This window comes from Pseudomonas sp. H3_A02 (genome assembly GCF_054671965.1).
This window is the reverse complement of sequence record NZ_CP162807.1, coordinates 6,010,688-6,029,925: the sequence shown is the minus strand read 5'-3', so window position 1 is coordinate 6,029,925 and position 19,238 is coordinate 6,010,688. Positions and strand designations below refer to the sequence as shown.

The window sequence follows — 19,238 nt, the reverse complement described above, 5'->3', positions numbered from 1 at the left end:
CGAGATGATTTCGTAAAGTTTTCGTTACGTATTGAGCCGTGCGTCGATATTGTCGGGATTTTTGACTGGGAAATGGCCTACAGCTGTCACATAATCTTGACGTTTATTTGCGCTGCCATGCAGAAAACCTTGTGGTGAGGGAGCTTGATGGCGCGCCTTTCCATCTCAATACGCACCCGGGCCTTTTCATGCGCATCAAAGTCCATTGCCAGAACCGCATCGGTATCCTGCGAGACATCCTCAACCTGTTGGTGGAGTACGGCATCAACGTCGCCCGGGGGGAGGTCGGTGGTGAGCATGGCAATGCGATCTACTTGCACTGCCCGAACCTGATCAACATCCAGTTCCAGGCGTTGCGTCCGAAATTCGAAGGCATCGCCGGGGTATTTGGCGTCAAGCGCGTAGGCCTGATGCCCAGCGAGCGTCGGCACATGGAACTCAACGCCTTGCTCGGCGCCCTGGAGTTCCCAGTGCTGTCCATCGACATGGGTGGCTCCATCGTCGCGGCCAACCGGGCGGCGGCGCAGTTGCTCGGGGTGCGTGTCGATGAGGTGCCGGGGATTCCCCTGTCCCGCTACGCCGAGGATTTCGACTTGCCGGAACTGGTGCGCGCCAACCAGTCGCGCATCAACGGCCTGCGGGTCAAGGTCAAGGGCGATGTGTTCCTGGCCGACATCGCGCCACTGCAATCGGAACACGACGACAGCGAAGCCATGGCCGGTGCGGTGCTGACCCTGCACCGGGCCGACCGGGTCGGCGAGCGGATCTACAACGTGCGCAAGCAGGAGCTGCGCGGCTTCGACAGTATTTTCCAGAGCTCGAAGGTGATGGCGGCGGTGGTGCGTGAGGCCCGGCGCATGGCACCGCTGGACGCGCCGCTATTGATAGAAGGCGAAACCGGCACCGGCAAGGAACTGCTGGCGCGTGCCTGTCACCTGGCCAGTCCGCGCGGGCAATCGCCGTTGATGGCCCTCAACTGTGCCGGGCTGCCGGAGTCCATGGCCGAGACCGAATTGTTCGGCTACGGCCCCGGTGCCTTTGAAGGCGCACGGGCCGAAGGCAAGCTCGGCCTGCTGGAGTTGACCGCCGGCGGCACGCTGTTCCTCGACGGGGTAGGAGAAATGAGCCCGCGCCTGCAAGTGAAATTGCTGCGCTTCCTGCAGGACGGTTGCTTCCGGCGCGTTGGCAGCGATGAAGAGGTGTACCTGGATGTCCGGGTGATCTGCGCCACCCAGGTCGATTTGTCCGAACTCTGCGCCCGGGGCGAATTCCGTCAGGATTTGTACCATCGCTTGAACGTGCTTTCGTTGCACATCCCACCCCTGCGCGAATGCCTCGATGGCCTGGCGCCGCTGGTGGAGCACTTCCTCGACCAGGCCAGCCGCCAGATCGGCTGTGCGCTGCCCAAGCTGGCCCCGGCGGCGATGGAGCGTCTGAGTCACTACCACTGGCCAGGCAATGTCCGGCAGTTGGAAAACGTGCTGTTCCAGGCCGTTTCCCTGTGCGATGGCGGCACGGTGAAGGCCGAGCATATTCGTTTGCCGGACTACGGTGTGCGCCAACCCCTTGGCGATTTTTCCCTCGAGGGCGGGTTGGACGAGATCGTCGGACGCTTCGAGAAAGCCGTGCTGGAGCGCCTGTACGCCGATCATCCCAGCAGCCGGCAACTGGGCAAGCGGCTGGGGGTTTCCCATACGACCATCGCCAACAAGTTGCGTGAATATGAGGTGGGCAAGGACTGAGCCTTGGCGGGGGCGTTTTTTCCCTGGTATGGGATTTGCTAGATCGTGGCTGTCCCCCGCTTATTCAGAGTAGGTGGCGATTTTTTGACAGGGCTGAGGCCCGGTTTCGGCTGCGTACGTGAGGCTCAGGATGCAAAAAAAATAGCTGTGGTGCAGTCGAACTACATCCCTTGGAAGGGGTATTTCGATCTGATCCGCAGCGTCGATGCGTTCATCCTGTACGACGATGTCCAGTACACCCGGAGTGACTGGCGCAACCGCAACAAGATCAAGACTGCCCAGGGTGAGCATTGGCTCAGTATTCCGGTCAAGAAGAAGGGCCGTCTCGGACAGTTGATCAATGAAGTCCAGATCACCAGTGCGGATTGGGCCGCCGCGCACTGGAAGACGATTGAGCAGAGCTACCGGCGCGCACCGTGCTTCGCCCAGATGGAGGCGCCGATTCGCGCGCTCTACGAGCAGGCAGCCGACCTCACCCACCTGACTCGCATCAACCACCTGTTCATCGCCGGCTTGTGCCCCCTGCTGGGCATCCATACACCGCTTCACCGTTCCGAGGACCTGGGTGGCGTAGAGGGCAAGAACGAACGCCTGATCCATCTCTGCCAGGCTCTCGGGGCCAACGAATACCTCTCTGGACCCGCCGCCAGTCACTATCTCGACGAAGCGGCGTTCGCCGCCAACGGGATCGCCGTGTCGTACATGAGCTATGCCGGTTATCCCGAGTACCCGCAGGTGTATGGCGAGTTCCAGCACGCGGTCAGCGTCATCGACCTGTTGTTCAACACCGGCGCGGATGCATCGGCTTTTCTGGAGAAAAGGGCTGCCTGAGCGGGCCTTGCCAGTGACACCCTTTTTGATTTGATTCTGGAGATTGCACCCGATGTCGAACCTTGCGCAGCTGGACGCTCATTCGCTTGAACAGGCGCTGGCGCGTCTGCGGCTGATGTATGCCAAACCCGAGCATCCGTACTACTTCCTGGCGCCGGCCTACCGTGAGTCGTCGTCGGGCGTCGTCTCGCTGCACTACCTCTGCCACATGCTCAATCTCAGTGGTCGTGAGGCCTACATCTGCGGTACCGAAGTGGTCAATCCAGACCTCAAGACACCCGTGATCGATTCCGCAATCAAACAGCGCCATGCGGCGGCGGGCAAGGTGCCGATCGCGGTTTATCCCGAGGTGTTCCCAGGCAATCCGCTCAACTGTTCGGTCGTGGCGCGTTTTCTCCTGAATTTCGAGGGGTTCCTCACGGGAAATGGCATGAACGCCGCGCCCACCGACCTGTTTTTCTATTACGCCGCCCGGCTCGCCGAGCATCGTGGTGACCTTGACGGTGACCTGTTGTGCCTGCCGGCGATCGATATCGAAATGTTCTCGACGGTGGGCGCCGCAGCTGTGCGTAAAGGGAGCTATCTCTACCAGAACCGCCACCCGTTGGACCAGATCGACTACTCGCTACTGCCAGCGGATGTCCGCCTGCTGAGCATGGCCAATCCCTTGTCCTTGCCTGAGCTGGCCGAGCTGCTGCGCAGTGCGGAAGTGATGTACAGCTACGAGTGGTCAATGACCTGCGTCATGGCAGTGCTGTGTGGCTGCCCGGTGATCTTCATTCCGGGGCATGGCGTCGACCAGCCACTGCTCGACAATAGTTTCTTCGGCAGCGTCGGCTTTGCCATGCTCGATCAGCCCAACCCGTTGGAACAGGCGCGGGCAAGCCTCGGTGATGCCTTGCATCGTTACGTCGAACGCACCGCGTCTTTCTGGCAGCAGCTGGACGTGTTCATTGCAAAAACCCAGGCGTCTGCCGCTCGAGAGGCGGTTGGAAATCGTCTGGGGGCGCTCGACTGGTTACGCCAACGTTACCCGACGGCGCAGCAATTGCGTCAGATCAACGAGCAGTTGGCGAGCTCGGCTGCACCCAGTTTCACTGTCCTGGTCCGCGATGACGGCAATCAGTTGGCGCTGGCTCATACCCTGGACAGCCTGGATCGACAGTTATACCAGCGCATCCATGTGTGTGTGATGGGGGCCACTGACCCGGGGCGTGCCAACGTTCATTGGCTGGCGTGCGATCCCAAGCAACCGGCAACCGCGATCAATGGCTTGCTCGAGGGCGTCCAGAGCGATTGGTTCATGCTGGTGGAGGCGGGGGAGGAGTTCATCGCCGCAGGGTTGCTGGTGACGGCTCTGAATCTGCTTGATGCGCCTGACGGGTGCCTGGCGGTGTACGCCGACGAGGCGCAGCGTACGGGCGGTGTGATCGACCTCTCGTTGCGACCCGATCTGAACCTGGATTTGTTGTTGGCGTTTCCGGCCAGCCATTCCCGTCACTGGCTGTACCGTCGTGAGGCGCTGGTGCGCTTGAGCGGTTTTGATAATGCCTGCGGTGAGGCTTTTGAATTGGCCTACCAACTGCGCTTGATCAGCGAGCAGGGCGCGGCGAGCGTCGGTCATGTCAACGAACCCCTGTTGATCGCCAATGAGGTGCGGCAGTCGGAGTGCGCGGACGAGCGTGCGGTCATCGATGCGCATCTGCAAGCGCGTGGTTACGCTCAGGCGCGAGCGATTGCGTTGGAGCCGGGCCGCTATCGTATCGACTACGGCCACGAGCGGCAGGCCTCGGTCAGTATTCTGATTTACCTGGAAGGACAGTTGGCGAATTTCCAGCGTTGCCTGGAAAGCCTGCTGACGCAGACCCGCGCGGTGGACTTCGAGGTCTTGCTGGTTGAGCCGGGCAACGACGAGCCTGCATTGCTGGAGTGGCTGGGGCTGGTCGAGGAAATGGGCGAAGGCCGGTTCCAGGTGCTGCGGTTCATGCCCGGGCAGTCGCGTGCGGCCATGTGCAATGCGGCGGCTCAAGAGGCGCGCGGCGAGTATCTGCTCTGGCTCGATGCGCAAAGCGTTGTGCTTGAGCCTGGGTGGCTGCAAGCGTTGCTCAATCACGCTCAGCGTCCGGAAGTGGGCGCCGTGGGAGGCAAATTGCAGGATAGCCAAGGCCGCATACGACAAGCGGGCCTGGTGTTGGGACAGGGCGGCGTTGTCGGTCGGGCGTTTGAGGGCCTGCCATCCCAGGCCGCAGGTTACATGGGGCGGCTTGGGCTTGAGCAGAACTGCTCCGCAGTGGGCGGTGAATGCCTGATGCTGCGGCGGGACCTGTTTCTCGAGGCCGATGGTTTCGACACCGATCCGCTGCTGGCGCCCTGGACCGATCTCGACCTGTGCCTGAAGCTGCAGCAGGCCGGTTACCTGAACGTCTGGACGCCTCACGCGCGGCTGTTGGTCAACCCGGCGGCAGATGCCCGTGCAAGTAGCGAGCAGGAGGATGCCTTGTTCGCGCGCTGGTTGCCGCAGTTGGCCCGCGACCCGGCCTACAATGCCAACCTTTCGCTGCGCGCCGGCGAAGGTTTTGTCCGGGAAAACAAGGACCTGTGCTGGTATCCCCTGCAAGGCAGCGTGCCAAGGGTGCTGGTTTTTGTCACCGAGCAGCGGGCGGGTGCTTATTCGCGACTGGTCCAGCCGTTCAGCACGTTGCTTGACGCGGGGCAAATCGAAGGCGCGGCGGTTTCGAGCCTGCTGTCGCCGGTGGAGATCGAGCGCCTGGCGCCGACGACCGTCGTGTTGCAGCGCCCCCTGGATGACGCCGGGCTGCTCGCCCTGAGCCGCCTGAGGGCGTTTTCCAAGGCCTTCACCGTCTACGAACTGGACGGCTACTTGCCGCAGATGGAATTGAAGGGCGATTACGCTGCCGATGAACTGTTGGAACGGCTGCGGTTCGGCATGCTGCAAGCCGATCGGGTGCTGGTCCCCACGCCAGCGCTGGCCGAACTGTTGCAGGGCCAGCATGACGACATCCGCGTGCTGGAAACCCTGCTGCCGGCCGCCTGGGGGCGTGTACAAAGCAAGCGAGGCATGGGGCCCAAGCCGCGCCTGGGTTGGCTGGGCGGCAAGGATACTCAACTGCTGGCGGACGTGCTGCCCGCGTTCGCTGGCGAAGTGGACTGGGTGGTGCTGGGCGACTGCCCCGCGTCACTGCAGCCTTTCCTGAAGGAACTCCATCCAGCTGTCGCGCAGCAGCAGTTGGCTGGGGCCATGGCAGCCTTGAATCTGGATCTTGCATTGGTACCCATGGCTGAAACCCTGGGTAATGCCTGCTCGGGTGACCTGCGTGTCCTGCAGCATGCCGCGTGCGGCCATCCGGTCATTTGCAGCCGGGTGCCGGGTTTTGTCGGCGGCGAGGTATTGCCGTTGTCCCGGGTCAGTAACGAGGCGCGAGACTGGATCCGGGCGATTCGCTTGCACCTGGAAGACCGTGAGGCTTCCGCGACGCTGGGGGACGCCTTGCAGTCGACGGTGCGGGCGCAATGGCTGCTCGAAGGCGAGCGCCTGGACGCCTGGCGACGAGCCTGGTTGGCCGATTGATCCCTACTAATATGACCTTGGTCGCTCAGCGGAGAACCTGTGACATGAGCAACGATCTCGATACCTTCATCGCAGCCTACAGCGACAGCTTTGGCTACGCGTTTGACAACAACATCATTCTCAATTGGTATCCCCAACGCATCATGGCGCTGTGCACCAAGGAGCAGAGCCTGCTGGAGCTTGGTGTTGGCCATGGCTTCAGCACCCACCGCTTCTCGCAGTTCTTCAGCGAGCACACAGTCATCGACGGCTCCGCATCGGTGATCGCCCAGTTCAAGTCCCAATACCCGGACAATACGGCCGAGATCGTCGAAAGTTATTTCGAGACATTCGACACCGACAAGCGTTTCGATCTCATCGTGATGGGTTTTATCCTTGAACATGTCGATGATCCACAGACCGTACTGCAAAGGTTCAAGCGCTTCCTTGCTCCGGGCGGTCGTTGCTTCGTGCTGGTTCCCAATGGCGAATCCCTGCATCGGCGGTTCGGTCATGCGGCCGGACTGCTTGGCGACATGACGGCGCTGGGCAGTGGCGATCTGGAGTTGGGCCATATGCGCAGCTACTCGCTACAGACCCTGACCGCTGAAATTGAAGCCGCGGGCCTCCAGGTAGTGCGCAAGGAAGGCGTGTTCCTCAAACCCTTCACCACCGGGCAATTGAAAGACTTGAACTTGAGTCCGGACATCATTCAAGCCATGTGCACCGTAGGCGTCGATTATCCAGAGCTGTGTTGTGCAATGATGCTGGAAGCGACAGTCACCTCGTCATGAAAAGCCTGGTCATAGGAAGTACTTCAGTCATTGGCAAGGCCGTCGCCCGGGAGTTGTCGCGCTATGGCCAAGTCAAATTGGCGGGGCGCCGGGACGCTGATATTGCCTTTGACTTGAATAGCCAGTTGCCCGGCGCCTGCGACGAGCGCTTCGACGTGGTCGTGTTGGCAGCGGCCGATTTTGGCGGCGGCCAGCCAGATGATCTGATTCGCGCCGAACGGGTCAACAGTGTCGGTACATTGGCGGCCTGCCGCCTGGCCGAACATTGCGGGGCGCGTCATTTCATTCTGCTGTCGTCGCGTTGGGCCAGTCACCAGGCGACGGATCCTTACTTTGGCATCTACTCGCTGTCCAAGCGCCATGGCGAGGAAGTGGCGAGCCTGTATTGCCAGGAGCGCGGCATGGCGTTGACGGTCCTGCGCATCAGTCAGGTCTACGATGACGGCGAGCAGTGCCGGCCTCACCAACCGTTGCTGTATGCCATTGCCGACAAGGCGCAGGTGGGGCGCACCGTCGAGCTGTATGGCAGCAACGACGCCAGGCGCAACTACTTGCATTTGAGTGACCTTGCCGAGGTCTGCGCGCGGCTGGCAGAGCAGGGGGTTACGGGCTTGTACAACTGCGGCCACCCTGACAGCCCCCGTCTTTCCGAGATTGCCCGGGCCGCGTTCGAGGCGTTTGGCAAGCCGTCGGACGTCCGCTTCCTGCCGGAAAAGAACGATATTCCAGATTTGCCTCCCTTTGACTGTGGGCATGATTTGTACGAGCAAATAGGTTTCGTCCCGCGAATCGATGTTCGCCAGGGTTTTGAGCGGATGAGAGCGCACCGGGAGAGCCTGTCATGAAGACTGTCATGGTGACAGGCGTCGGCGCCATCATGGGTTACGGCCTGCTCAAGTCGCTGCGTGCGGCGGACCCTTCTGTTCGGCTGGTCGGCACCGATATCTACGACGACGCCGTCGGTCGCGGCTGGTGCGATGTATTCGTGCAGGCTCCTTTGACCGCTGACGCGGGGTACGCCCAGTGGCTGGGCGATACGCTGGCCAGGCACGAGGTCGACCTGCTGATTCCCGGGATCGAGCAGGATGTCCATTGGCTGTCGGATAACCGAGCGTTGTTGGCGACGTTCGATTGTCAGGTTGTGCTCAACAACCAGCGCTTGATTGATCTTTCCAAAGACAAGTGGGCCATGGACCAGGCGCTGGTGGCGCTGGGAGATGCCAGCCGTATTCCCAGTCTGCTGTCGGGGGATTTTCACGCGCTCAAGGCGGCCTTGGGCCTGCCGTTCCTGCTCAAGCCGCGCCGAAGCTACGCCTCCAAAGGGCTGGTCTGGGTTCGCGAGGAGCGCGACTTCACGCCTCACGCGGCCCTGCTCGGTGACTACCTCATGGCGCAACCCATCATTGGCAGCGCGGCCGACGAATTCACCGTGGCGGCGTTTGGCGATGGCCGGGGAGACACCGGTCCGATCATCAGCTTCCAGCGCAAGTTGGCGTCGGACGGGTCAACCGCCAAGGCCTGGGTATATCAGGACGATTCGCTGGATAAAACAGTCGCCAGGTTGTGCCGCGCCTTCAAACCGGTGGGCCCGACCAACTTGCAATTCCGTCGTGGCAGCGATGCCTCCTGGAGCCTGCTGGAGATCAATCCGCGAATATCTTCGACCAGTTCGATACGACGCGCATTCGGCTACAACGAGGCGGCCATGTGCCTGGATTTTTACCTCGATGGCAAGACATCGGGCCAGCCGATCATCCGCAGTGGTTTCGCCGTTCGTTATATAGAGGATTTCATTGTCTATGATCGGGATCATTTCTGACGTACATGGCAATTACAGCGCCTTGCGGACAGTGCTTGCCAAGCTGGATGAGCTGGGTGTCTCGCGGATTATCTGCCTGGGTGACACGGCGGGTTATTACAGCCAGGTCAATGAGTGTTGCGAGGCCCTGCGCGAACGAAACATTTTCTCCGTGATGGGCAATCATGATTGGTACCTGGCGAAGAATGAGCGCTGCCCTCGTTCCAATAGCGCCAATGCCTGCCTGGATTATCAACAGGGCGTCATCACTTCGCAGAATCTGGCCTGGCTGGGATCGCTCCCGGAGCGCTCGACCCTGCATGAATTAAGCATCGTCCATGGCGGCTGGAACGATCCGCTGGACGAATACGTACGACCCTCGCAAGCGTATTTCGCGCCGTTGCCTGGCCGCTATTTCGCCTCAGGCCATACCCACGTCCAGTACTTGTGGAGCGGGGAGGACAAGGTCTATTGCAACCCCGGTTCCGTCGGCCAGCCACGTGATGGCGATCCCCGGGCAGGCTTTGCGACCTGGGACGGTGAAACCTTCAATCTGCACCGGGTTGCATACGCGATTGGTGAAACCCAACAGGCCATGAAGAACGCCGGGTTTACCCCGTACTTTTATGAAAATCTTGATATCGGCAGTCAGATAGGCGGGCGGATCAGTGCGGTTTGAAGTTTTGTGCTGTGCGCCACCCATGACCATGCCTCCCCTGGGAAGTTTGCAATGAGCAAAGAAACGATACTCTTCAATCGCCCGTATATGACTGGCAAGGAACTGGATTACATTGCCCAGGCCAAGTTCGGCAACATGCTCGCCGGTGATGGCCCGTTCACCAAGCAGTGCCACCGCTGGCTGGAGTCCCACACGGGGTGCAACAAGGCATTGCTCACTCACTCCTGTACCGCTGCGCTGGAAATGGCCGCTCTGCTGCTGGACATCCAGCCTGGCGACGAAATCATCCTGCCTTCCTATACCTTCGTTTCCACGGCCAACGCCTTTGTGTTGCGCGGCGCGGTGCCGGTTTTCGTCGATGTACGTCCTGATACCCTGAACCTGGACGAGCGCCTGATCGAGGCGGCGATCACGTCACGGACCAAGGCGATCGTGCCCGTCCATTACGCCGGCGTGGCCTGCGAAATGGACACTATCCTGGCTATTGCGCGCAAGCATGGGCTGGCGGTGGTCGAGGACGCCGCGCAAGGGGTGATGTCAACCTACAAGGGCCGAGCCTTGGGCAGTATTGGCGACCTTGGCGCATTCAGTTTTCACGAAACCAAGAACGTGATCTCGGGGGAGGGCGGGGCGTTGCTGGCCAATGAGCCTGCCATGGCACTGCGCGCCGAGATCATTCGGGAAAAAGGCACCGATCGCAGTCGATTCTTCAGGGGCGAGGTGGACAAATACACTTGGCAAGAGGTGGGATCCTCCTTTCTGCCCGGAGAAATGACGGCAGCCTTCCTTTGGGCCCAGTTGGAAGAGGCGCAAGCCATCACCAGCCGCCGCCTGGCGGTCTGGGACCACTACCATGCCGCTTTGGCGGGGCTTGAGCAGCAAGGGTTGCTGCGTCGTCCGATCGTTCCTGAACATTGCCAGCACAATGCGCACATGTATTACGTACTCCTCGCCCCTGGCGTGGAGCGCCAGGTTGTCCTCGAGACGCTCAAGAGCCACGCGATCTATGCGGTGTTCCATTACGTGCCGCTGCATTCATCCCCCGGCGGCGCGCGCTATGGGCGTGTTCATGGCTCAATGGAAATTACCGACGGTTATTCCGAGCGGCTGCTGCGTTTGCCGATGTGGCTCGGTCTATCCAAGGATCAACAAGACCGCGTGGTCGATGTGCTCGGCAGTGCTTTGGCAGCCCTTGCCACTTAGCGGCATGACACCGCCGGTTTTTCGTCTTCGATACAACTCGGCACTGCCCTCCTAATCCCCAGAGCCCTTTGTTTCAAGGGCCTGGGCCCGCCAGAAAAAAGTTGGTCTGCAAATTGCTTAAGGCTGTGCAACACAGCAGTGGGCGGCAAACGTCCGGCATGCAGAGGAACGACAGTGGACAAGTACCTTTATGTGGCAATGACCGGCGCCAGCCAGAACGCACTGGCGCAGCGGGCCCATGCCAACAACCTGGCGAACATTTCCACCAATGGCTTTCAGAAAGACCTGGAGCAGGCGCGCTCGATGCCGGTGTTCGGCGACAGCTTTCCGGCGCGGGCGTTTGCCTTGTCCGAACGGCCTGCCACGGACTTCACCCCGGGTGCGCTGGTTCAAACCGGTCGCGACCTCGACGTGGCGGTGAGCGGGCCGGGCTGGATGGCGGTGCAGAATCCTGACGGCGGTGAAAGCTACGTGCGCACCGGCAGTCTCAATGTTGACGCCCTGGGCGTGCTGCGGGCCGGCAACGGCATGCCGGTGATGGGCAACGGCGGTCCGATCGCTGTGCCGCCGGAGCAGAAAATCGAAATCGGCCAGGACGGCACCATCAGCATTCGCGCCATGGGTGAAGGCCCGCGGGTGATGGCTGAAGTCGACCGCATCAAGCTGGTCAACCCGGACCTCAAGAACATGACCAAGACCCTGGACGGCACGATCCGTACCAAGGACGGCCAGCCGGCGCCCATCGATGCCAACGTGCAGTTGGTATCGGGTTTCCAGGAGGCGAGCAACGTCAACGCCGTGGATGAAATGACTTCGGTGCTGGCCCTGGCCAAGCAGTTCGAGCTCCACGTCAAGATGATGAACACCGCCAAAGAAGGCGATGAAGCCATGGCTCGGGTCTTGCAGATCTAACTATTAATTACAGCGCTGCGCCGAAAAACAGGCGTACGAGGAGAATCGAATGCTTCCGGCTCTATGGGTTGCCAAAACAGGTCTGTCCGCCCAGGACACCAACCTGACGACCATTTCCAACAACTTGGCGAACGTTTCGACCACGGGTTTCAAACGTGATCGCGCCGAGTTCCAGGACCTGCTGTATCAGGTAAAACGCCAACCTGGCGCCCAGTCGACCCAGGACAGCGAACTGCCGTCGGGCCTGCAAGTGGGTACCGGTGTACGCATTGTCGGCACCCAGAAAAACTTCAACGCCGGTAGCCTGCAGACCACCGAGCAACCGCTGGACATGGCCATCGACGGTCGCGGTTTCTTCCAGATCCTGCAGCCGGACGGCACCACGTCCTACACCCGCGACGGTACGTTCCACCTCGACTCCAACGGCCAGATCGTCAACGCCAGCGGTTTCGCCCTGGAGCCGGCGATCATCATTCCGAACGATGCCCAGACCTTTACCGTGGGCCGTGACGGCACCGTGTCCATCACCGTGGCGGGCAACCCGGCCGCCCAGGTGATCGGCAACCTGCAGACCGCCGACTTCATCAACCCGGCCGGCCTGCAAGCGGTGGGCAACAACCTGTTCCTGGAAACCGCCGCCAGTGGCGCGCCGCAAGTCGGCACCCCAGGCCTGAACGGTTTCGGCACCACGCTGCAGAACACCCTGGAAACCTCCAACGTGAGCACCGTTGAGGAGATGGTCAACATGATCACCACCCAGCGCGCCTACGAGATGAACTCCAAGGTGATCTCCACCGCCGACCAGATGCTCTCGTTCGTTACGCAGAATCTGTAATCACGTCGCAACGTCCGTCATCACGTAGACAGGGCGGCCCCAGGGTCGCCTGCAACACCAAGAGGTAGGGTCATGAAACGCTTCGTATCTGTTCTGGCACTGAGTGGGATCACCGCACTCGCGGGCTGTGTCGCCCCGACACCCAGGCCCAATGACCCGTATTACGCTCCGGTGTTGCCGCGCACGCCGTTGCCGGCTGCCGCCAACAATGGCTCGATCTACCAGGCCGGCTTCGAGCAGAACCTGTACAGCGACCGCAAGGCTTTCCGGGTCGGTGACATCATCACCATCACCCTGAACGAGCGGACCCAGGCCAGCAAGAACGCCAATTCGCAAATGGACAAGACCAGCCAGACCAGCGTCGGCCTGACGTCGTTGTTCGGCTCCAGCCTGACCACCAACAACCCGATCGGTGGCGGTGACCTGAGCCTCAACGCCGGCTATGGCTCCGACCGGGCCACCAAGGGCGACAGCAAGTCCGGCCAGAGCAACAGCCTGACCGGTTCGATTACCGTGACCGTCGCCGATGTGCTGCCCAACGGCATCATCGTCGTGCGCGGCGAGAAGTGGCTGACCCTCAACACCGGTGACGAACTGGTGCGCATCGCCGGCATGGTTCGCGCTGACGACATCGCCACTGACAACACCGTTTCGTCCACCCGTGTGGCCGATGCGCGCATCACCTATTCGGGCACCGGTGCCTTTGCCGATGCGAGTCAGCCAGGCTGGTTCGACCGTTTCTTCCTCAGCCCGAAGTTCCCTTTCTAGGTGGCCCAGTTGAATCTTAAGCAGCTGTTGATCGGTGCCCTGATGATGTCCGCAGCCTTTGCCGCTCAGGCCGAGCGCCTGAAGGACATCGCCAGCATTTCCGGCGTGCGCTCCAACCAGTTGATCGGCTACGGCCTGGTCGTGGGCCTCAACGGCACCGGTGACCAGACCACCCAGACCCCGTTCACCCTGCAGACCTTCAACAACATGTTGTCGCAGTTCGGCATCAAGGTGCCGGCCGGTTCCGGCAACGTGCAGTTGAAGAACGTCGCAGCGGTGTCGATCAGTGCCGACCTGCCGGCGTTCGCCAAGCCTGGCCAGCAGGTGGATATCACTGTCTCGTCCATCGGTAACTCCAAGAGCCTGCGCGGCGGCACCTTGCTGCTGACACCGCTCAAGGGTATCGACGGCAACGTCTATGCCATCGCCCAGGGCAACCTGGTGGTGGGCGGTTTCGATGCCGAGGGGCGCGATGGTTCGAAGATCACCGTCAACGTTCCGTCGGCCGGTCGCATCCCGGGTGGTGCGTCGGTGGAACGTGCGGTGCCGAGTGGTTTCAATCAAGGCAACAGCCTGACGCTGAACCTCAACCGTTCCGACTTCACCACAGCCAAGCGCATCGTCGACAAGATCAACGACATGCTCGGCCCAGGCGTGGCCCAGGCCATCGACGGTGGCTCGATCCGCGTCACCGCACCCCTGGATCCGAGCCAGAGGGTCGACTACCTGTCGATCCTGGAAAACCTCGAAGTCGATCCGGGCCAGGCGGTGGCGAAAGTCATCATCAATTCGCGCACCGGCACCATCGTGATCGGCCAGAACGTCAAGGTTTCCCCGGCCGCGGTGACCCACGGCAGCCTGACCGTGACCATCACCGAAGACCCGATCGTAAGTCAGCCGGGGCCATTGTCCAACGGTCAGACCGCCGTGGTCCCGCGTTCGCGAGTCAATGCCGAACAGGAAGCCAAGCCGATGTTCAAGTTCGGCCCGGGCACGACTCTGGATGAAATCGTCCGGGCGGTGAACCAGGTCGGCGCGGCGCCGGGCGACTTGATGGCCATTCTCGAAGCCTTGAAGCAGGCCGGCGCGTTGCAAGCCGACCTGATCGTGATTTGAGGGCCGAGTCATGGATATGCGCAAGGGCGCTTTGATCAGCGGAGATTCGGGTTCCTACTCGGACTTGAATCGCCTGAACCAGCTCAAGGTCGGCGACAAGAACAGCGACGGCAACCTGCGTAAAGTGGCGCAGGAATTCGAGTCGCTGTTCCTTGGCGAAATGCTCAAGTCCATGCGTTCGGCCACCGAGGCCTTGGGCAAGGACAACCCGATGAACACGCCTGAAGCCAAGCAATACCAGGAAATGTACGACCAGCAGTTGGCCGTGTCCATGTCCCGCGAAGGCGGTGGTATCGGCTTGGCGGATGTGCTGCTGCGCCAGATGTCGAAGAACAAGCCACTGGCGCCCGGTGAGGCGGCGACGTTGTCGGCGGCCAAGCAACAAGAGGCCTTGGATAAGGTTGCCAAGGCGCCGGTACCGACGCCGGTGGCGGCCGGGACCCTGCCTACCGACGGACCGTTGTCACGCACCAATGGCCAGCGTCCGCTCTGGGCCTCGCGGGCCGTGAGCGCGCCGCAAGGCGAGGGCGTCCACCGCAACGACATGGAACTGCTCAACCAGCGTCGCCTGGCCCTGCCGCCGAAACTGGCTGACCGCCTGCTCGCTGGGCTGGTGCCTTCGACCTCGACCAATGTCGATGTGCCTGCGCAGAACCTGCTGCCGGATCGCGCCATCGCCGCCGTCAAGCCGACCACCGGCGAACTGGCCAATGGTGACTGGCTGGCCGCACTCAAGGCTTCCGAGCCGAAAGGGGACATGCAGGTCTATGGTCGCGCCGTGGCCCAGCCACCGCTAGCCCCGGCGCGCAAAGCCTTCCGCGATGCCGATGAGTTCGTCAACGCCATGCTGCCAATGGCCAAGGAAGCCGCCGACCGCATCGGTGTCGATCCACGCTACCTGGTGGCCCAGGCCGCCTTGGAAACCGGTTGGGGCAAATCAGTGATGCGCCAGCCCGATGGCAGCAGCAGCCACAACCTGTTTGGCATCAAGGCCAGTGCCAACTGGAAGGGCGATTCGGCGCGGGCGATCACCAGCGAATTCCGCAATGGCGCGATGGTCAAGGAGACGGCCGAGTTCCGTTCCTACGCCTCGTACCGCGACAGTTTTCATGACTTGGTCAACCTGCTGCAAAGCAACAGTCGCTATCAAGATGTGCTGAAGTCGGCCGATAAACCCGAACAGTTTGTACGCGAATTGCAGAAGGCCGGTTACGCCACCGACCCGAACTACGCCAGCAAGATTTCGAACATAGCCCGGCAGATGACGAGTTACCAAAACTACGCTTCGGCTGGCGCCACCACGACTTTATAAGGTCTGAACCATGAGTTTGCTCAATATCGGGATGTCGGGTCTGTCCGCAAGCCAGACCGCACTGGTGACCACGGGTAACAACATCGCCAACGTCGATACCGCAGGGTATTCGCGTCAGCAGACCGTGCAGACCACCAAGGCGTCGAACCAGTACGGCAACGTGTTCATTGGTTCCGGCACGACCCTGGCCGATGTGCGCCGGGTGTATAACGCCTTCCTTGAAGCACAACTGAAAACCACCACGTCGCTCAACAGCGATGCGGCTGCCTATCAAGGGCAGATCACTCCGCTTGACTCCCTGCTGTCGGACAGCGGCACCGGCCTCAACGGCGCACTGACCAAGTTTTTCGCCTCGGTGCAGAACGTCAACGCCAAGCCGGGTGACGATGCGTCCCGGCAGTTGCTGCTCAGCGATTCCCAGGCCCTGAGCAACCGTTTCAATTCGATTGCCAACCAGTTGACGGAGCAGAGCCAGAACATCAACGGCAACCTGTCGAACATGGTCGACCAGGTCAACAGCCTGGCGGTCACCGTTGCGCAGTTGAACAAGAAAATCGCCGAAGTCTCCAACGCCGGCGGCGCCCCCAACGACCTGCTCGATGCCCGCAGCGAAACCATTCGCCAGCTCTCGACCTTCACCGGCACGCAGGTTGTCGAGAACGGCAGCAGCCTGGACATCTACCTGGGCTCCGGCCAGCCGTTGGTGATGGGCAACATCGTCAATACCCTGGAAGCGGTGCCGGACAAGAACGATCCGGGGCGCATAGGTATCCAGCTCAACAGTGGTTCCAGCTCAATGGACCTCACCCAGGTGCTCACCGGCGGCGAGATCGGTGGCCTGATGCGCTACCGCAGTACCGTGCTCGATCCGGCCATGAACGAGCTGGGCCGCGTAGCCCTGGTGGTCGCCGACCAGATGAACCGCGTCCAGGCCTCGGGCATCGACATGAACGGAGCCTTCGGTTCCAACCTGTTCGCTAACATCAACAGCGCCACGCAGATCAGCCAGCGCAGTGTTGCGTCGTTGAACAACAGCGCCGGCTCCGGCAATTTCAACATCGCCATCACAGACTCTGGCAAGCTGACCACCAACGACTACAAGGTGACGTTCACCAGCGGCACGGACTACACCGTCCAGCGCCTGCCCGACGGCACCTCGATGGGCGCGTTCAACACCGCGACCACGCCGCCGCCGGTGATCGACGGTTTCTCGATGACCTTCGCCAACGGCACCGCGGCCGCCGGCGACTCGTTCAAGCTCACGCCAACCCGCAACGCAGCGGCCAACATCAAGACCGAGATGACCGACTCCAAGCGGCTGGCGATTGCCGCGCCGTTGGGCGCCGCCATCGCGCCTGGGGGCAGCGGCACGCTGACCATCCCGGCCAGCGGCCAGCCGAGCATGACCACCAAGCTGGACATCTACGACGCCGCCACCACGACCATCATCCAGAACGGCATCAAGAACTCGATGCCGGTCAAGGTGGTGTTCGGCGCGACGTCCGCCGATGGCAACAGCCAGGCTTATCAGTTGCTCGATGCTCAAGGCGGCACGATCAGCAGCGGCACGATCAAGCCTGGCCAGAGCAACACCCTGAGCCTGAGCGTTCCGCTCAAGGACGCCAGCGGCAACCCGATCTTGGATTCGTCCGTACCGCCGGTGCAGCGTACCGTCGCGTTCGACATGTCCATCGCCGGCGCGCCGTCCCAGGGTGCAGGCATCAATATCAGCCTCAGCCAGCCGGGCAGCCTGGACAACCGTAACGGGACGGTCCTGGCCGGCTTGCAGACCGCCAAGACCGTGGACACCGGTTCCAGCAGCAAGGGTATTTCCCTGAACGATGCCTACGGTAAGCTGGTGGAAGGCGTCGGCGCCAAGGCCGCCCAGGGCAAGCTCGACAGCGCCGCCACTGGCGCGATCCTGAACAACGCCAAGACCGCCCGCGATTCGCTGTCGGGCGTGGACCTGGATGAAGAAACCGGCAACCTGGTCAAGTTCCAGCAGTACTACACCGCGTCTTCGCAGATCATCAAGGCTGCGCAACAAATCTTCAGCACATTGATCAACAGTCTTTAAGGAGCCGTAGCCCATGCGCATTTCCACTTCTCAGTTTTACGAAAGCACGGCTGCGAACTACCAGAAGAACTTCGCCAAGGTGGTCAAGACCAGCGAGGAAGCCAGCAGCCTGGTGCGGGTGAACACCGCCGCTGATGATCCGGTGGGGGCTTCGCGCCTGCTGCAACTGGGCAACCAGGCTTCGATGCTGTCCCAATATGAAGCCAACGTCACCACCATCAAGGCGACCCTGGGCACGACCGAAGCGGTCATGACCAGCATCGGCAACGTACTGCAGCGCGCCAAGGAATTGGCCGTCAGTGCCGGTAACGCCGCCTACACCGACGCGGACCGTCAAGCGGTTGCCTCGGAATTGGGATCGATCGAAGATCAATTGCTGAGCCTGATGAACACCAAGGATGAAAACGGCAAATACATTTTTGCCGGATCCAAAGGCGATGTCGTACCGTTCACTCGCAACGATGACGGCACCTACAGCTACAACGGCGACCAGGTCACCCTGGACCTGCCGATCGGCGACACCATGTCGATGGCCACCAACAGCACCGGCTGGGACGTGTTCCAGCAAGCCGTCAACACCAGTCGCACCCAGGCCACCATGACCGCGCCAGCGGTGGACGATGGGCGCGTCGTGTTGACCAACGGCCAAGTGTCCTCCAGCGTGACCTACAACAGCCAGTTCCGCAGTGGCGAGCCGTACACGGTGGAATTCGTCAGCGGCACCCAGTTGAAAATCACCGACTCGGGCGGTAACGATGTGACCGCCGAAGCCAGCAAGGGCGGTGTCATCGACCCTAACAAGCAGGCCGGGCAGACCGTGAGCTTTCGCGGCGTCGACTTGACCTTGAACGTCAACCTTCATGCGGGCGACGTTGCCGGCACGGTGTTGCCCGGCCACACGTTCACCCTGGCTGCCAAGCCCGACTCGTTCACGCCGGCCCGCAGCCCGGGCAACGCTACCGCGACCCAGATCACCGGCAGCGCAATCACCGATCCGACGGCCTACCACGCCAGCTTCCCGACGGGGACGGCGGTGCTGAAGTTTACCAGTGCCACGGACTTCGACCTGTACGCCGCGCCACTGACCGCTGACAGCAAACCGGTTTCCAGCGGCACCCTGGCGGGCAACGTCGCCACCGCATCCGGCGTGAGTTTCACGCTCAATGGTGCCCCGGCCGCCAACGATCAGTTCAGCATCGCGGTCAATACCCATGAGACGCAAAACGTCCTGGATACCGTAAATCAGTTGCGCACAGCTTTGAACACGCCGGCCGATGGCGACAACATCGCCATCCAGAAACTGAATGCGTCACTGGCTTCGGCTATCGGTAACCTGGCCAGTGGTACTGACCACTTGACCAGTGCATTGAGCTCGGTCGGTGGTCGCGGTCAGTCGCTCGATACCCAGCGCGATACCAATCAGAGCTTTGTCCTGGCCAACTCGCAGACCCAGTCGGCGATTCGCGATTCCGACCCGGCCGAAGTGATGACGCGCCTGACCTTGCAGCAGACTATGCTTCAAGCGTCGCAGTTGGCGTTCAGCAAGATCGCTCAATTGGGATTGTTCAACAAAATGTGATTCAGGGCAGGGATCGTGACGTTA

Annotated in this window: 15 protein-coding genes; all 15 read left to right on the top strand. The window is 61.4% G+C overall.

Annotation, left to right across the window (positions count from 1 at the left end; genetic code table 11):
* Positions 1–188 precede the first annotated feature (188 nt).
* The 15 genes from AB4N80_RS26445 to AB4N80_RS26375 all read left to right on the top strand — a co-directional run bounded on the left by AB4N80_RS26445 (position 189) and on the right by AB4N80_RS26375 (position 19,214).
* Positions 189–1,742 (top strand): sigma-54-dependent transcriptional regulator, encoded by a 1,554-nt coding sequence (locus AB4N80_RS26445; protein ID WP_122569032.1) that lies wholly within the window; start codon positions 189–191, stop codon positions 1,740–1,742.
* A 150-nt stretch (positions 1,743–1,892) separates the two neighbouring features.
* Positions 1,893–2,573, top strand: a complete 681-nt coding sequence (locus AB4N80_RS26440; protein ID WP_460095668.1) for a WbqC family protein — start codon at positions 1,893–1,895, stop codon at positions 2,571–2,573.
* Positions 2,574–2,625: 52 nt separating this feature from the next.
* Positions 2,626–6,162 carry a glycosyltransferase gene (locus tag AB4N80_RS26435; protein WP_460079641.1) on the top strand — a complete coding sequence of 1,179 codons (3,537 nt, stop codon included), beginning with the start codon at positions 2,626–2,628 and terminating at the stop codon, positions 6,160–6,162.
* Between the two features lie 44 nt (positions 6,163–6,206).
* Positions 6,207–6,935, top strand: a complete 729-nt coding sequence (locus AB4N80_RS26430) for a class I SAM-dependent methyltransferase (protein WP_122569029.1) — start codon at positions 6,207–6,209, stop codon at positions 6,933–6,935.
* A complete protein-coding gene (locus AB4N80_RS26425) occupies positions 6,932–7,780 on the top strand; it encodes an NAD-dependent epimerase/dehydratase family protein (RefSeq protein WP_122569028.1) in 849 nt (282 codons plus the stop codon). Before AB4N80_RS26430 ends, AB4N80_RS26425 begins: the two co-directional genes overlap by 4 nt.
* Positions 7,777–8,754 carry an ATP-grasp domain-containing protein gene (locus AB4N80_RS26420; RefSeq protein WP_122569027.1) on the top strand — a complete coding sequence of 326 codons (978 nt, stop codon included), beginning with the start codon at positions 7,777–7,779 and terminating at the stop codon, positions 8,752–8,754. The genes AB4N80_RS26425 and AB4N80_RS26420 overlap by 4 nt, the downstream gene beginning before the upstream one ends.
* Complete coding sequence (locus AB4N80_RS26415) at positions 8,735–9,412, top strand: metallophosphoesterase family protein (RefSeq protein WP_122569026.1); 678 nt, start codon at positions 8,735–8,737, stop codon at positions 9,410–9,412. Before AB4N80_RS26420 ends, AB4N80_RS26415 begins: the two co-directional genes overlap by 20 nt.
* 51 nt (positions 9,413–9,463) lie before the next feature.
* Positions 9,464–10,615, top strand: a complete 1,152-nt coding sequence (gene rffA, locus AB4N80_RS26410) for a dTDP-4-amino-4,6-dideoxygalactose transaminase (RefSeq protein ID WP_122569025.1) — start codon at positions 9,464–9,466, stop codon at positions 10,613–10,615.
* 174 nt (positions 10,616–10,789) lie between these two features.
* Complete coding sequence (locus AB4N80_RS26405) at positions 10,790–11,527, top strand: flagellar basal body rod protein FlgF (protein WP_122569024.1); 738 nt, start codon at positions 10,790–10,792, stop codon at positions 11,525–11,527.
* A 49-nt stretch (positions 11,528–11,576) separates the two neighbouring features.
* Positions 11,577–12,362 carry a flagellar basal-body rod protein FlgG gene (flgG, locus tag AB4N80_RS26400; RefSeq protein WP_053146447.1) on the top strand — a complete coding sequence of 262 codons (786 nt, stop codon included), beginning with the start codon at positions 11,577–11,579 and terminating at the stop codon, positions 12,360–12,362.
* 72 nt (positions 12,363–12,434) lie between these two features.
* Positions 12,435–13,130 carry a flagellar basal body L-ring protein FlgH gene (flgH, locus tag AB4N80_RS26395; RefSeq protein WP_122569023.1) on the top strand — a complete coding sequence of 232 codons (696 nt, stop codon included), beginning with the start codon at positions 12,435–12,437 and terminating at the stop codon, positions 13,128–13,130.
* A gap of 42 nt (positions 13,131–13,172) precedes the next feature.
* A complete protein-coding gene (locus AB4N80_RS26390; protein ID WP_163006880.1) occupies positions 13,173–14,246 on the top strand; it encodes a flagellar basal body P-ring protein FlgI in 1,074 nt (357 codons plus the stop codon).
* 10 nt (positions 14,247–14,256) lie between these two features.
* Complete coding sequence (gene flgJ / locus AB4N80_RS26385; protein ID WP_122569022.1) at positions 14,257–15,558, top strand: flagellar assembly peptidoglycan hydrolase FlgJ; 1,302 nt, start codon at positions 14,257–14,259, stop codon at positions 15,556–15,558.
* 10 nt (positions 15,559–15,568) lie between these two features.
* On the top strand, positions 15,569–17,635 hold the full coding sequence (gene flgK / locus AB4N80_RS26380; RefSeq protein ID WP_122569021.1) for a flagellar hook-associated protein FlgK: 2,067 nt from the start codon (positions 15,569–15,571) through the stop codon (positions 17,633–17,635).
* 13 nt (positions 17,636–17,648) lie between these two features.
* Positions 17,649–19,214 carry a flagellar hook-associated protein 3 gene (locus tag AB4N80_RS26375; protein WP_354336171.1) on the top strand — a complete coding sequence of 522 codons (1,566 nt, stop codon included), beginning with the start codon at positions 17,649–17,651 and terminating at the stop codon, positions 19,212–19,214.
* Positions 19,215–19,238: the final 24 nt, after the last annotated feature.

What these genes read in the sequence shown, in the direction of transcription:
- AB4N80_RS26445 (WP_122569032.1), top strand. Translation starts at nt 189, where the DNA reads ATGCGCATCAAAGTCCATTGCCAGAACCGCATCGGTATCCTGCGAGAC.
- AB4N80_RS26435 (WP_460079641.1), top strand. Translation starts at nt 2,626, where the DNA reads ATGTCGAACCTTGCGCAGCTGGACGCTCATTCGCTTGAACAGGCGCTG.
- AB4N80_RS26430 (WP_122569029.1), top strand. Translation starts at nt 6,207, where the DNA reads ATGAGCAACGATCTCGATACCTTCATCGCAGCCTACAGCGACAGCTTT.
- AB4N80_RS26425 (WP_122569028.1), top strand. Translation starts at nt 6,932, where the DNA reads ATGAAAAGCCTGGTCATAGGAAGTACTTCAGTCATTGGCAAGGCCGTC.
- AB4N80_RS26420 (WP_122569027.1), top strand. Translation starts at nt 7,777, where the DNA reads ATGAAGACTGTCATGGTGACAGGCGTCGGCGCCATCATGGGTTACGGC.
- AB4N80_RS26415 (WP_122569026.1), top strand. Translation starts at nt 8,735, where the DNA reads ATGATCGGGATCATTTCTGACGTACATGGCAATTACAGCGCCTTGCGG.
- rffA (WP_122569025.1), top strand. Translation starts at nt 9,464, where the DNA reads ATGAGCAAAGAAACGATACTCTTCAATCGCCCGTATATGACTGGCAAG.
- flgG (WP_053146447.1), top strand. Translation starts at nt 11,577, where the DNA reads ATGCTTCCGGCTCTATGGGTTGCCAAAACAGGTCTGTCCGCCCAGGAC.
- flgH (WP_122569023.1), top strand. Translation starts at nt 12,435, where the DNA reads ATGAAACGCTTCGTATCTGTTCTGGCACTGAGTGGGATCACCGCACTC.
- AB4N80_RS26390 (WP_163006880.1), top strand. Translation starts at nt 13,173, where the DNA reads ATGATGTCCGCAGCCTTTGCCGCTCAGGCCGAGCGCCTGAAGGACATC.
- flgJ (WP_122569022.1), top strand. Translation starts at nt 14,257, where the DNA reads ATGGATATGCGCAAGGGCGCTTTGATCAGCGGAGATTCGGGTTCCTAC.
- flgK (WP_122569021.1), top strand. Translation starts at nt 15,569, where the DNA reads ATGAGTTTGCTCAATATCGGGATGTCGGGTCTGTCCGCAAGCCAGACC.
- AB4N80_RS26375 (WP_354336171.1), top strand. Translation starts at nt 17,649, where the DNA reads ATGCGCATTTCCACTTCTCAGTTTTACGAAAGCACGGCTGCGAACTAC.